The following is a 13,238-nucleotide window of genomic DNA, read 5'->3' as shown; positions in this document are numbered from 1 at the left end:
GCTACGCGCCGAGCTTCGCGACGCAGCGCAGGACTTCGCGTTGATATTCCTTGCCGCGCTCGTTGAAGAGGTCGAGGGCGTGGAGCGACGTCGGCACGTAGCCGAAGCCGATCTCGAGCTCGCGGTGCCATTGGAAGATCGAGCCGCCGAAGCCCATCCAGCCGAAGAAGCCTTCGCGCCCGTCGTTGAGGGCGCGCTCGAGGTCGGCGCTGCCGACGTCCGTCGGTCCGAAGGCGTTGACGCCGCCCTGGGAGAACGCGGTGGGCATGATGATCATGTCCGCCGGCGTCGCCTTCGCGTGCATCGCCTCGCACGCCTCGGGGCTCAGGACCCGATGGCCTCCGAAGGATCCGCCCGAGGCGAGCATCGCCGCGATCTTCGCCAGGCTGCGGGCGTTCGAGTGGGTGTTCGCCGAGGGGGTCTCGCCCATGCGGACCTCGCGCGAGTTGAAGTCCGGCAGGCCCTTGCCGCCCCGGATCGGCGGGACCGAGCCTCGGACGGTCCCGCCACGGGCACCGCGCAGGATACGGAGGATCCGGCCGGCGAGCTGGAAGAAGTTCTTCTCGATCCGGCGGCCCAGAAAGCGCGGGATCAGGCTCTGGAGGAAGACGAAGAGGAACGAGAGGATCACGACGGGCGAGACGCGGGAGAGCTCCGGCTCGCGCAGCCCGACGTAGACGTCGACGTCGAGCGGGTCGGCGACCTCTTCGCGCAGGAAGTCGCCGATCGTGCGGCCCGCCGGGTCGATCCGCCGGAAGATCTCGTTGGCGACCCAGCCCCGTGTGATCGCGTGGTACTCGCGGCGGGTGTCGTCCCGCTCGGGGAACCGGGCCGTCTGGGATTCGATGACGGCGCCGACCTGGTTCTTCTTGATGTTCGCGGGGAAGAGCGACTCCGGGTCGATCGACTGGTCGAAGCTCGCGAGCCCGCCTTCGTGGCGCATCAGGTCGGCGACGGTCAGGTCCTGCTTGCCGTTCCGGGCGAACTCGGGCCAGTAGTCGGCAATCCGCTTGTCGTAGTCGAGGAGGCCCCGGCCGTGGAGCGAGGCGAGCGCGATCGCTTCCATGCTCTTTCCGCTGCTGAAGATGTTCACCAACGTGTCCGGCGCGAAGTTCGTGTCGTCGATCTGGGTGCCCCAGAGGTCGACGACCTTGTCGCCGCGGCGATAGACGCAGAGCTGGGTGTTCCGCTCCTCGAGCGTCGCCATGTTGCGGGCGTAGAGGTCGCGGACGGACTCGAAGCCGGGGGCGACTACGCCTTCGATCTTGATCGGGGTCTTCGGCATCGCGACCCAGACTAGCTCGCTCGCTCTCGCGGCCCCCGGGCTCCCGGTCACCCTCGAACGACGGAGCCGGGCCGTACCGAAGGACGACCCGGCTCGTGGGCAGGGCGAGGAGGAACGTCCCGCCTAGAGCGGCGCGCAGAGCTCCTCGTCCGTCTGGGGGACGACGAAGCAGGCCCGCGAGCCCGTCGCGTCGTTGACGACGACGCCTTCGCCGAAGTTGGCGCCCTGGAAGGTGCCGCTCACGGTGCCGGTCAGGCCGTCCCGCGTGAGGCGGAGCGCCACACGGGCGTCGATCACGCCGTCCTCGAGCGGCAGCGCGTCGCGTTCGGCGCGCAGCCCGACCAGTGCCTCCCGGGCGTCGTCCCGGGCGTCGAGCGCCAGATCGACCGCGCGCTGGGCGCCGGCGACGAGGAGCGCCGCTTCGTCGTAGCCCGCCTGGACCCGGGCGAGGGCACCCTGGGCGAGGCTGACGCCTGCCTGGGCGACCGCGACCGCGCCTTCGAGGGTCGGGACCGCCGCCGCCTTCCAGGCGACGCAGGCCGAGACGCGGGCGAGGCACGGCGCGTCGTACCAGCGGCAGGTGCCACAATTGCGGTTCCGCGCGTCGTCGAGCTCGTCGCGCTTCGTGGCGAGCCAGTTCTGGGCGGTGCGCAGCGCGGCGCGTTCGTCCTCGAGGGCGGCCGATTCCTGCTCGAGGCGTCGCTGGTAGTCGCGAAGGGCGATGAGGTTGGCCTGATAGTCGGCGTCCGCGAGGCGCTCGGCCTCCTCCGTCGCCGCGATCCGGCCCGCGATGTCCGCGACCTGGTCGACCGCCGCGTAGCGGTAGGGGAGGCGCGCGTTCGTCGAGCCTTCGAGCCAGGCGCCTTCGGCCGAGAACGAACCCTCGAGCGCGTAGCCCCAGTTCGGGGTCTGGTAGCGACCCCAGTGGCGGTAGCTGTCCGCGGTGAGCTGCTTGCCGTAGCTTCGGAGCGCGATCCCGCCGAGCTCGGCTTCGTTCTCGATCAGGAGATCGAAGGCCGACGCGTTCGAGGTCGGGAGGATCAACCGCAGCGAGCTGCTCGCGGTGTACGTCACGTCGGGGTGGATCGATTCGATGAAGCTCTCCGAGGTGTACTCGATCCGTCGGGCGTCGATCTCGAAGATCGACTGGTCGACGAGGAGCTCGCTCGCTTCGACGCCGTGGATCGCGGCCATCCGCGCGGCATCGATCTCGACGACGCGCTCGGTCGCCATGCGGAAGAAGTTGTCGTCCTCCTCGGGCCCGAAGTAGAGGACCGAAGCCACTCGCTCACCCGGCATGGAGATCCAGTCGGCGGCGTCCCCACGGAGGGCGTCGAGGCTCCAGACGTCGAGGGCGACCCAGGCTTCGCGGCGCGGGTTCGCGGTGTCCATGTCCGTCTTCGAGGAGATGACGGTCAGGGGCATCGGCTCCTCGTCGCCCGCGAAGTCGAGGTCGAACTCGAGGCCGGGGAGGAGCGGGATCGTGACGTTCGGGGTGGTGGTTCCGGTGATCGCGCGGATGCGGTCCCGGGAGGTCTCGTCCGAGCCGAAGAAGACGAAGGCGCCGTTCTCGTCCGGGTCTTCGTCGGTGATCGCGATGCCCTCGACGCGGACCTCGAAGGCGACGAGCGGAAGCTGCGGCGTCAGGGTCGCGAGGTCGAAGCTCCCGTAGAAGATCGAGTCGCCCTGGACCTCGGGGAGCGTCTCGGCGATCGCCGCGGGGACCTCGGGCTCGAAGGGGATCCGGCCGGAGAAGGAGACGCCGTAGCCGGAGCCCACCTCGGTCACGTCGAGGCCGACGCCGGGCGCGATCTGGTTCGTGAGGCGGCCGAGGACCGGGATCGGGACCGCGTCGGTGCTGCCCACGTAGAGGAAGGGATCGACGGGGTCGAGGACCATGCGCCAGGACTGTCGGCCCCAGCCGAACTCGAGGTTGCCGATCAGGAAGTCGAGGTCGAACTGGAGCGCGCCTTCGGTCGAGAAGAGCACGTACCAGGCGTCGTCGTAGAGCGGGATCTCGACGTCGATGTCCGCGCCGAGGAGCGCTTCGACGTTCACGCGCTCGGGCAGGATCGTCGCCGGCCCGCCCGCAAGCTTGCCGATCTCGTAGTCGGGGGAGAGGGAGGTGCCGAGCATGCCGGCGCCGGGCTCGATCACGAGCTCGGCGTCGCCGAGGATCACGCCGCCTTCGTCGGTGTAGATCTGGGCGTCGCCGCGGACGGAGTAGAAGCCGAGCACGAGCTCCTCGATGTCTTCGCCTGCGGCTTCGAGGTCGATGCCGGGGGCGACCTGGATCGTGCAGAAGCCGCCGTTGCAGGTGATGGGCTCCGGGTCGATCGCGAGGGCGCCGGGGCCGACCGGGCGTCCGAACAGGTCGAAGAAGACGCCGAAGTCGGCCGTCGTCACGAGGCCGTTGCCGTCGAAGTCGGCATCGTCGTCGGTCCGTCCGTATACGCTGAAGAAGGCCCCGAAGTCGGCAGTCGTGACCAGGCCGTCGTCGTTGAGGTCGGCGTCGCAGCGGTTGCCGAAGCCGTCGCCGTTGGTGTCGCGCTGGTCCGGGTTCGCCACGAAGAGGCAGTTGTCGACGGTGTCGTCGACACCGTCGCCGTCGCGGTCCGCCGCGAACGCCGGCGTCGCGATCAGGGCCGCGAGCGCGGCGAGGAGGAGGGTTCGGATCATCATTTTCGTCGTCTCTTTCTTTGCGCCGGGCCCGGGGATTCGGGTGGGTCCGGTGGGCGGCCTCGTTCGGGCCGTCGTCGAGAAAGAAGGCGCGAAATCGGACGGAATCGGGCAGGGGGTGGCCTCCGAAAGGCCACTCGCACCGCGTTTGCCCCGAGGGGAATCGGCGCGCTCCGCTAGGCTCGAAGCCTTCGCGAGACGAGGGAGCGATCGAGATGGGCGGCTACGACAGCATCTTCCGACCCGGCCTCTTCGACGGGCAGACCGTCCTGATCACCGGCGGCGGAACCGGCCTCGGTCGCTGCACCGCCCACGAGCTGGCGAGCCTCGGGGCGCGGGTCGTGCTCTGCGGCCGCCGGGAGGAGGTTCTGGCGGAGACCGCCGAGGAGATCCGCTCGGACGGGGGCGTCTGCGACTTCGAGACGATGGACGTCCGCGACGACGAGTCGGTGACGGGCGCCGTCGCGAAGGTCGTCGAGCGGGTGGGGCCGATCCGCGGGCTCTACAACAACGCCGGCGGGCAGTTTGCCGCTCCGGCCGAGAAGATCTCGTCGAGCGCCTTCCGGAAGGTCGTCGACCTGAACCTGAACGGGACCTTCCAGGTCACCCGAGCGGTCTTCGAGGCGAGCATGAAGGAGCACGGCGGCTCCGTCGTGAACATGCTCGCCGACATCCGGAGCGGCTACGTCGGGATGGCCCACAGCGCCGCCGCCCGCGCCGGGATCGAGAACCTCTCGGTCACCCTCGCCCTCGAATGGTCGCGCTACGACATCCGCACGAACTGCGTGGCACCGGGTACGATCCTCTCGTCGGGCATGCGGACCTATCCGCCGCCGATCCAGCAGGCGGGGGTCGACGGGGCTCGCGTCGTGCCCGCCGCTCGCCTCGGGACCGAGAGCGAGGTCGCGGCCGTCGTCACGTTCCTGCTCTCACCGGCCTCGACCTTCGTGACCGGCCAGACGATCGCGATCGATGGCGGCTCGTCCTTCCAGAAGAACACCCTCTTCAAGGTCACGAACCACGGTCCGACCTCCCGCTTCGACGGCTTCCACCGCAAGGAAGACTGGAGTGGGACCCCCTTCGAGGTCTTCTTCGGAGGCGACGGGGACGGCGACGCGGACGCGGAAGGCGGCAGCGACTAGCGCTCCGCCGCTCCTCGCTCGTTGAGACTCGGGAGCGCTTCGCCCGCGATCACGCGCCCGTGCAGCTCGCGCCAGTCCTTCCACTCGGTCCCGAAGAGCCGGTCCATGAAGGTGCTCGCGAATGAGTAGTGGTTCCGGAAGCGCGCGTGGTGGAGCGAGTGGTAGAGCCAGGGGTGGACGAGCCAGGTCGCGGCGCGGGCGGAGATCGGGTTCAGCTCGACGTTCGCGTGGCCCGCGACGTTCACGAACGTGTTCGCCACGAAGTAGAGCAGGAAGCCCTCCCAGCTGAGGGGGGCGAACAAGCCGATCAGCGCCGGGATCACGAGCAGCCCCGCGATCCAGCCGAGGGCTTCCACGACCGACAGCGACTGCCCCGTCCACGCGGTCGTCACGCGGGACTCGTGGTGATGGGCGTGAAAGCGGTAGAGGGCCTTCGTGTGGAGTCCGCGGTGGAGCGCGTAGTAGTAGATCTCGAAGCCGGTCCAGATCGCGGCGAAGGTCCACGCGATCGCGAGCGGCTCCTCCGCGCCGAATCGGATCCAGCCGAGCCCCAGGAAGGGCGTGGCGCAGGTGGCCAGCAGCAGCAGGAAGCGGAGGTAGGCGCGTCTCTCGAGCCGGAGCTGGTCCGCCGGGACCTCGACGTCGAAGATGCGGAAGCGCGTCGCCACGCGCTCGAAGAAGACGGCGAAGCCCGAGGAGAAGAGCGAGACCGCGCCGGCGAAGAGGAAGGTGGCGAGCCAGACGCCGAGAAGCGGGACCGAATCGAGGGGGAACATGGCGGGACGCCTCCGGAACGAGCCCGACCATGATAGGCGGGCTGTGCTTCGGCGCGCGCAACGAATCGTGGCGATCCCCGCGCTGAGTCGGCGCTCAGACGTCCGCGGCGGTGATCAGCTCGACGTCGAGCTCGTCGAAGAGCTTTGGCAGGTCCGGGTCGACGAGCAGATCGAGATCCGACGTCCGGTGCGGGACGGCCCAGACGTAGTTGTCGTTGTCTTCGCGCGTGATGCCGCGGAGCTCGGGCGCGTCCGTCGCGGGGTGGCTCACCACGAGATGGGTCGTGCCGGGCGCGAGGCGCTTCAGATGGTTGCGAAGCCAGCGTCTCTTCTTGCGAGCGGGCTTGTCGCTCAGCATCTCGATCGAGTCGAAGCGGAGCGACGCGTCGATCATCGGATACAGGAAGGGGAGGCCGGTCGCGCGACACGCCTCGGTGTATCCCTCCCGGCTGCTCGGGCCCATGTGGCAGTCGATGTAGACCGGCGCCGGGCCCGCCTCCGCGAGGCGTGCGTGCTGGGCGAGGAGCTCGGCGCCGGCTTCGGCGGGGTCGAGGGCCAGGGCGGCGGCGGCGACGGTCCGGTGCTGGGTGCCGTCGCCTTCGACGAGGGTCGCTCCCTCGGTGAGCGGGCCCCAGCGGAGATGGTCCCATTCGCAGTTCAGCGTGCCGTGGACGCCGACCGGAATCCCGAGCTCGCGCGCGAGGGCGGCGGCGGACTCGAAGGCGGGGCAGGGGACCATGACCGAGGCCTGGGAGACGGTGCCCGCCCGAAAGGCCTGCGCGATCCCCTCGTTGACTGCGTCGCACATCCCGAAGTCGTCGGCCTGGAGGATCAGGCGCGCGCGGCTCACGAAGTCGGCGCTCCGGCGGCCGAGAGGACCGTCCCCTCGATCGCGACGCGGTGGAGGACGCGGCGCTCGTCGTAGTCCGGGACGGCGTAGTGCTGGGTGCAGCGGTTGTCGAGGAAGACCAGGGTCCGCGTGTCCCACTTCACGCGGACCTGGAACTCCGGCGACTTCACGTGCTCGAAGAGGAAGTGGAGGAGCGTCTCGCTCTCGCGCTCGCCGAGGCCCACGAGGCGGGTCGTCGAGTTGACGTTCACGAAGAGTGCCGGCGCGCCGGTCTCCGGGTGGGCGATCACGACCGGGTGCTCGACCGGGGGGAGCGCGGCCTGCATCTCGGTGAGGTTGGCGATGCTGTGCCCGTTGGCGATCGCCTTGCTGAGCGAGCGCGTGACGTCGTGAACGGCGGTGAGCTCGCGACACAACGCCTGGATGGGCGGAGAGAGCGCCTCGTAGGCGGCGGTCATGCTCGCGAAGGCCGTGTCGCCGCCGACGCTCGGGAGCTCGAGGACACGCAGGAGCGAGCCCATCGGCGGGGTCCGCGTGTAGGTGTTGTCCGCGTGCCAGTTGTCGGCGCCCTCGCCACGGGGGGAGGTCTGGTCGAGGACGTTGATCTCGGGCGGACCGCCGTGGGCCGTTCGGACCGGGGGATGCTTGATCTCTCCGAAGTGGCGAGCGAAGGCGATGTGGGACTCGGGGGTCAGGTCCTGCTCGCGAAAGACGAGGACGTGATGGTCGAGGAGCGCGCTTCGGATCTCCGCGACCGTCGCCTCGTCGAGGTCCTTCGCGAGATCGACGCCCGTGACTTCCGCGCCGATCGCCTTCGTCAGTCGCTCGATCGAGAGACTCATGCACGGTCCTCCTGCGCGAGTTCGAGGCGATCGCCCCAGCGTCCGTCGTGGCTCACCTGCTCGACGGGCAGCCGGCGGGGCTTGCCCAGGGGCTCGTCGCTGTACCCGAGAAAGATCGCGCACTCCATGAAGATCCGCGGCGGGATCCCCAGAATGGACCGGATCTCGTCGCGCTTCAGGAAGAAGAAGGTCGTGAAGAGCGACGACAGGCCGTGGGCCCGCGCGGCGAGCATCATGTTCTGGGTCGACTGGAAGAGGCTCACGCCGCGTCCGCCCGGGATCTCCCGCGTCTCGCGGAGCGAGCCGTCCGGGTTCTCCTCGTACTCGTTCTTCATGCGGATCCCGCGGTCCGGGTTCCAGCAGACGACGACGATCGCGGGGACCAGGTGGAGGTTCTCGACCGCGGCGCGGCCGGTGACCGAACGGCCCGAGCTGTCGGTCAGCTGGGCCTCGGTCTGGGCGCGCTCGGCGTCGATGATCGCGAAAGCGTCCTTCATCTCCTTCTGGATCGCCCGCTTCGTGTCTTCGTCCCGGACGACGATGAACTCCCAGGGCTGCGTGTTGCCCGAGCTGCAGGCCATCGTCGCCGCCTCCAGGACTTCGTGGAGGACGGGCTCCGGGATCGGGTCGTCGCGGAAGATCCGCGTCGCTCGGAGGCCGAAGATGGCGTCGCGTAGGGTCATGGAGTCGAGGCCGGGCATGTCGTTTCCTTTCAGCTGCGGGCGCAGCCTTGCTTCCGCGCGCGTCTCAGATGCCCTCAGAGGCGATAGAGGCGCCGGGCGTTGCCGAAGAAGACCGCGTCCCGCTGGGCCGGGTCGAGTCGGTCGGTTTCGAGGAGCTCGGTGGTCGAGCCAGGGAAGACGCCGTCGCCGTGGGGATAGTCCGAGGCGAAGACGATCGAGTCGGGATAGGCCTCGAGGGTCGCTTCGAGGCCGGGCTCGACCTCTTCGACGCTGACGAAGCCCTGGCGACGGAACTGTTCGGAGGGCTTCTCCTTCGGCGTGTGCGGGAGGCCGAAGAGCTCGAGGTGCTCGTCGAGGCGATGGAGCTGGGCCAGGGCCCAGGTTGCGCCGCACTCGAGGAACGCCACCCGGAGCGTCGGATGCCGATCGAGCACGCCGAACCCGATCAGGTCGGTGAGCCCCATGATCTGCTCCATCGGGAAGTGGACCGCGTGCATCGTCGAGTAGTCGTCCTCGAAGCGCGCGCGGAGCTCGGTCGCGGGCACGAGGCCGTTGAGGCCCGGATGGAGCGCGAAGGCGCGATCCGCTTCGGCGAGATACGACCACAGCGGCTCGTAGCTCGCGTCGTGGAGCGCCGGCGTCCCGTCGATTCGCTCGGGCCTTCGCCAGACACCGCGCAGGTCGAGATGCTCGATGCATCGCCGCGCCTCGACGAGGGCGTCCTCCGGGCCGGTCTGCGGGAGCACGCCCATACCGAAGAGTCGCGAGGGTTCGCCGCGGCAGTAGTCCGCCACCCAGTCGTTGATCGCGCGGCAGAGAGCGAGCTGGGCGTTCCGGTCCGGGACGGCCTGGACCATCAGGCCGTAGGTCGGGAAGACGACGGCCTGGGCGATGTGGTCGAGGTCCATGTCGGAGAGACGCGCCTTGGGATCGGCGGCGCCGACCGCGGGGTTGCCGGCCCCGCTCCGTTCGCCCGGACCGCGCGGCGAGGCGAGGCTCTCCGGGCGCGCCTGCATCCGGAAGCTCTCGGCGTCGCCGGAGCGGAAGTAGAAGGCGTCCTCTTCGACGACGGGGGTCGGCACGTAGCCTCGCAGGTCGTTCGGGATCGCCGACCATGTCTCGGTCGGCTCGACGACGTGGCCGTCGGCGTCGATGATGGGCGGCGGGCCGGGCGCGGACATGGCGGGATCCCCTCTGCGGCGGGCGTCTCGGAATCGCTTCCTAGGAAGTTACTTTGGAAGAAGCTATCTTTTTCGCGAGGAGTGCGCCAATGCCCGATTCCCGCGGCCGACTCAGATCGCTCCCGGCCGGAGCCCCCGATTCCGACGACGATCCGCTCGCGATGTTCACGACCCTCGCGCGGACGGGGCTCTTCCTGGAGGCGCTCCAGCGGGAAAGCCTCCAGCCCCACGGTCTCTCGTTCAACGAGTACTCCGTCCTCCGACTGCTCCAGCGGGCCCCCGAGCGCGCCCTCTCCCCGAAGGCGCTGTCCAGGGAGATCGTCTGTACGTCGGGGGCGATGACGAAGCTGCTCGATCGGCTCCAGCGCGCGCGTCGGGTCCGTCGCCGGCCGGACCCGGACGATCGCCGCGGCGTGCTCGTCGAGCTCACGCGGACCGGAGACACGGTCGCGGAAGCGGCGGCGGCGAGCTATCGCGAGGGGCGGGAGCGGATCCTCGAGCGGCTCCGTCCGCGGGACGTCGCGTCGATCGGTCGTCGCCTGACGACCCTGCTCGAGGGCTTCGAGGCCGACTACCGGAACGCCGGCCCGAACGAAGCCGACTGATTCTTCCGAACGGCGGGCGTGGGCTGCCATGCGGTCCGCAGAGGAGAGGCGAATGGGCCGCGCGATCATCATGCACATCGACGATGCCCCGTGGATCCGCGGGGGGCCGCAGGGCGAGGACGATCATCCGGATGGTGGCGGGCAGCTCGTCGGCGATCTCGAGCGCGGGCCGTGGGTGCACGTCAACTGGCTGCCGGGCGGACTCGTCGCGCCGGTCCACAGCCACGACCACGACGAGATCATGTACGTGCTCGAGGGTGGGTTCTCGATGGGGAAGCGACGCTGTGGCCCCGGCACCGTCGTCTACCTCGAGGCCGACACGAAGTACGGCTTCGAGGTGTGGGAAGAGGGCGTGCGCTTCCTCAACATCCGCCAGGGGCGAGCGACGTATGCGGAAGCCGGACAGGAAGCGGTCGATCCCTATTCGGAGCCGGACGGAGGCTGAGCGCGGTGTCGCAGGCGATCGACGTGCCCCGCTTTCCCGGCGCGCGCGCGAGTCATCCGTGGCTGGTGCGCGGACTGAATCGCGTGGGGCGGCTGATCCCGACGGGCCCGCTCGACGCAGAGGAGATCTGGGCCGATGCGAGCGCCCGGGAGCCCGGCGGCCCCGGGCCGACCGCAGAGGCGCGCGAAGCGCTCGGCGTCCTCGTCGAAGATCTCACCCGCCACGTCGACTTCACGACCCTCGGCCGCTTCTCGGCCCAGGACGACACGCTTCGTCTCGCCCGGACCCACCTGCGGATCGAACGAGCCCTCGCCGACGCGCCCGAGCGCCTCGAGACGAAGCTGCCGTCGCCGATCTTCATCATCGGTTGGGCACGAACGGGGACGACCTTCCTCCATCAACTCCTCGCGCAGGACCCGGCGAACCGGACGATGCCCTACTGGGAGAGCTTCGATCCGGTCCCCCCCGCGGCGGGTCGGGACGATCGACGGGCGGAGCGGCTCGACAAGATGCTCGGGCAGCTGCGCTTCCTGGCGCCGGGCTACGACGCGATCCATCCGATGACGGCGGAGTCGCCGGAGGAGTGCGTCGCACTCTTCATGAACGTGTTCCGGACCCATCAATTCGATTTCCAGTATCGCGTCCCGGGCTACGCCGAGTGGCTGCTCGCGGAGGACGCGCGGCTCGCCTACCGCGCCTATCTGCGTCAGCTGAAGCTCGTCGTCGCCGCCCGGCCTGCGGGGGAGCGCTTCCTGCTGAAGGATCCCACGCACATCCTCCACCTCGAGGCGCTTCGGGACGTCTTCCCCGACGCGAAGTTCATCTTCACCCACCGCGACCCCGCCGAAGCGATCTCTTCGGTCGGCAGTCTGATCGCCTACACCCGGGCGCTCTTCACCGACGACGTCGATCCGGAGGCGATCGGTCGCGAGCTGCTCGAAGGCTACTGGCCCCCGGCGCTCGAGCGCGCGCGGAAGTTCCGGGCGGAGCTTCCGAAGGGCGCCGCCGTCGACGTCCGGCACCCGGCGCTCCGCGAGGACCCGATCGCGATGGCCCGAAGCATCTATGCCGCGCTCGAGCTTCCCTTCACGGACGTCGCGCGCGCGGGCATGGAGCGGTTTCTCGCCGAACGCGCCGCATCCCCCGGCGGACGTCACGATCACGCGCTCGAGACCCTCGGCCTGTCGCGCGAGATCGTCCGCGAACGCTTCGTCGACTACTGCGCCGCCGTCGACGTCTAGGACTCGTCGTCCATTCCTTCGGCGTTCGGCGTGAAGGTCATCGCGATCAGCTGGCTGAGCGCCGTTCGAAGGAGTGGCGTCGCGAGTCGTCGCTGGAAGAACCCGTCGAAGTGTTCGCGGTACCGCGCTTCCTGGGCGTCGAGGGCCTCGCGCGAGTAGATCCGACCCTCCTTCACGACTGCGATGAGGGCGTCGAGGTTCGCGAGGTCACGGGTCGGGTCCTTCTCGAAGACGAGCAGGTCCGCGGGCGCGCCTTCCTGGAGGCGACCGAGCCCTTCGATCGGGAGGGCCCGCGCCGAGCCGCGCGTCCCGATCGCGAGGGCCTCCTCCGGCGTGAGGCCGCCGGAGACGAAGATCGAGAGCTCTTCCTGCAGACTCGCGCCTGGGATGACCGGCGGTGCGAAGCAGTCGGTGCCCGCGCGCAGGTCGACGCCGGCGCGATGGAGGCGAGGCACGATTCGCGCCTGGTGTGCGATCGCGCGTTCCAGGGTCGCGAGGCGATCTTCAGGCAGGAGGTTGCCGGGATTGATGCCGCCGGGGATCCGCCAGAAGGCGTCGGCGTACCACGGCGGCAGCCACCGCCGCATGGGATCGTCGGGGTCGTCGTGGGTCTTCCGCGAGCGCGCGATCCGTCGTCCGGCGACCAGGCTCGTCGACATCGCGCCGCCGTTCCGCTTCAGGAAGGCGATCACTTCGTCCACCCGCGCGTCGTCGACGCCGAACCAGCCATCCATCGACCGGAACGAGTCCGCATCGAGCCGCTGGTGGAAGCCGAACATGTGTTGCACGTCGTCCAGGCGCGCCTCCTCGAGGGTGAGCCGATACGGCACGTGACCGATCACCGGCAGTCCCCGGGTCGCCGCCTCCTCGCGCACGCCCGCGAGGGTCTCCGCGTCGAGCTCGTTGTAGGCCTTGATGCAGTCGAAGCCCTGCTCGTCGACGCGCGCGACGGCGGCCCGCGCTTCTTCGCGGGTCGTCACGACCTCGGCGCTGGCGAACTTCGCGCCGGGACCATCGATGAAGGGGCCGCAGCTCGCGATTCGCGGGCCGGCGTACTCGCCGCGCTCGATCGCGGCCCGCGTCTCGAGGGAGCTGCCGTCGCCCGCGTCCGCCGCGATCCGGATCCCGGTCACGCCGTGGCGCAGGAAGAGGAAGCTGTAGAGCTCCGCCTGTCCGGGCATCCAGCCGGGCGCGAGGTGAGCGTGGGCATCGACCAGGCCGGGCAGGACGTAGCGCGCCGGGGAATCGCCGGGTGTCGTCGTCTCCTCGATCCGCTCGATCCGTCCCTCGGCGATCACGATCCGCCGGCCGGCTTCGCGGCGCAGGCCAGGCTCGATCAGGACGACGTTCTCGAAGCCCTCGGTCGGCGGCCCGAGCGGCAGGGGAGGGGGGCCGCCGAAGTCCGAGAAAAACGCGACGACGACCAGGGCGACGAGCAGGAGCGCCACGGCGAGGGGCAGCGCGACGAAGCGGAGGAGGAAGCGGATCATCGCGCGCAGGCTCGATCGG

General features: G+C 69.8%; 12 protein-coding genes. 4 read left to right on the top strand and 8 right to left on the bottom strand.

The window, feature by feature from the left end:
• Position 1: 1 nt before the first annotated feature.
• Positions 2-1,285 carry a beta-lactamase family protein gene (locus NXI30_15645; protein MCR9095655.1) on the bottom strand — a complete coding sequence of 428 codons (1,284 nt, stop codon included), beginning with the start codon at positions 1,283-1,285 and terminating at the stop codon, positions 2-4.
• 123 nt (positions 1,286-1,408) lie between these two features.
• Positions 1,409-3,967, bottom strand: coding sequence for a hypothetical protein (locus NXI30_15640; GenBank protein ID MCR9095654.1), 2,559 nt, complete (start codon positions 3,965-3,967; stop codon positions 1,409-1,411).
• 212 nt (positions 3,968-4,179) lie between these two features.
• Between NXI30_15640 and NXI30_15635 the strand changes: the two genes are divergently transcribed.
• Positions 4,180-5,106, top strand: a complete 927-nt coding sequence (locus tag NXI30_15635; GenBank protein ID MCR9095653.1) for an SDR family oxidoreductase — start codon at positions 4,180-4,182, stop codon at positions 5,104-5,106.
• Here the strand turns inward: NXI30_15635 and NXI30_15630 are convergent.
• The 5 genes from NXI30_15630 to NXI30_15610 form a co-directional block, all read right to left on the bottom strand.
• Entirely contained in the window at positions 5,103-5,882 is a 780-nt protein-coding gene (locus NXI30_15630; GenBank protein ID MCR9095652.1) for a sterol desaturase family protein, read from the bottom strand. The genes NXI30_15635 and NXI30_15630 overlap by 4 nt on opposite strands.
• A gap of 94 nt (positions 5,883-5,976) precedes the next feature.
• Positions 5,977-6,732: a ChbG/HpnK family deacetylase gene (locus NXI30_15625; protein ID MCR9095651.1), complete on the bottom strand. Its 756-nt coding sequence runs from the start codon at positions 6,730-6,732 to the stop codon at positions 5,977-5,979.
• Positions 6,729-7,574 carry a TauD/TfdA family dioxygenase gene (locus NXI30_15620; GenBank protein ID MCR9095650.1) on the bottom strand — a complete coding sequence of 282 codons (846 nt, stop codon included), beginning with the start codon at positions 7,572-7,574 and terminating at the stop codon, positions 6,729-6,731. Before NXI30_15620 ends, NXI30_15625 begins: the two co-directional genes overlap by 4 nt.
• Positions 7,571-8,275 (bottom strand): nitroreductase family protein, encoded by a 705-nt coding sequence (locus NXI30_15615; protein MCR9095649.1) that lies wholly within the window; start codon positions 8,273-8,275, stop codon positions 7,571-7,573. Before NXI30_15615 ends, NXI30_15620 begins: the two co-directional genes overlap by 4 nt.
• Before the next feature lie 56 nt (positions 8,276-8,331).
• Positions 8,332-9,438, bottom strand: coding sequence for an amidohydrolase (locus NXI30_15610; GenBank protein ID MCR9095648.1), 1,107 nt, complete (start codon positions 9,436-9,438; stop codon positions 8,332-8,334).
• Between the two features lie 89 nt (positions 9,439-9,527).
• Here NXI30_15610 and NXI30_15605 point away from each other — a divergent pair, with 89 nt between their 5' ends.
• The 3 genes from NXI30_15605 to NXI30_15595 are packed head-to-tail and all read left to right on the top strand — an operon-like array spanning position 9,528 to position 11,729.
• Positions 9,528-10,043 (top strand): MarR family winged helix-turn-helix transcriptional regulator, encoded by a 516-nt coding sequence (locus tag NXI30_15605; GenBank protein ID MCR9095647.1) that lies wholly within the window; start codon positions 9,528-9,530, stop codon positions 10,041-10,043.
• 52 nt (positions 10,044-10,095) lie between these two features.
• Positions 10,096-10,488 carry a hypothetical protein gene (locus NXI30_15600; protein ID MCR9095646.1) on the top strand — a complete coding sequence of 131 codons (393 nt, stop codon included), beginning with the start codon at positions 10,096-10,098 and terminating at the stop codon, positions 10,486-10,488.
• A 5-nt stretch (positions 10,489-10,493) separates the two neighbouring features.
• Positions 10,494-11,729 (top strand): sulfotransferase, encoded by a 1,236-nt coding sequence (locus NXI30_15595; protein MCR9095645.1) that lies wholly within the window; start codon positions 10,494-10,496, stop codon positions 11,727-11,729.
• Here the strand turns inward: NXI30_15595 and NXI30_15590 are convergent.
• Positions 11,726-13,219: an amidohydrolase family protein gene (locus NXI30_15590; protein ID MCR9095644.1), complete on the bottom strand. Its 1,494-nt coding sequence runs from the start codon at positions 13,217-13,219 to the stop codon at positions 11,726-11,728. The two genes, NXI30_15595 and NXI30_15590, sit on opposite strands and share 4 nt — an antisense overlap.
• Positions 13,220-13,238: the final 19 nt, after the last annotated feature.

The organism is bacterium (genome assembly GCA_024742285.1).
Classification (GTDB): domain Bacteria; phylum Myxococcota_A; class UBA9160; order UBA9160; family UBA4427; genus UBA4427.
This window is presented reverse-complemented; position numbering and strand designations above follow the sequence as displayed.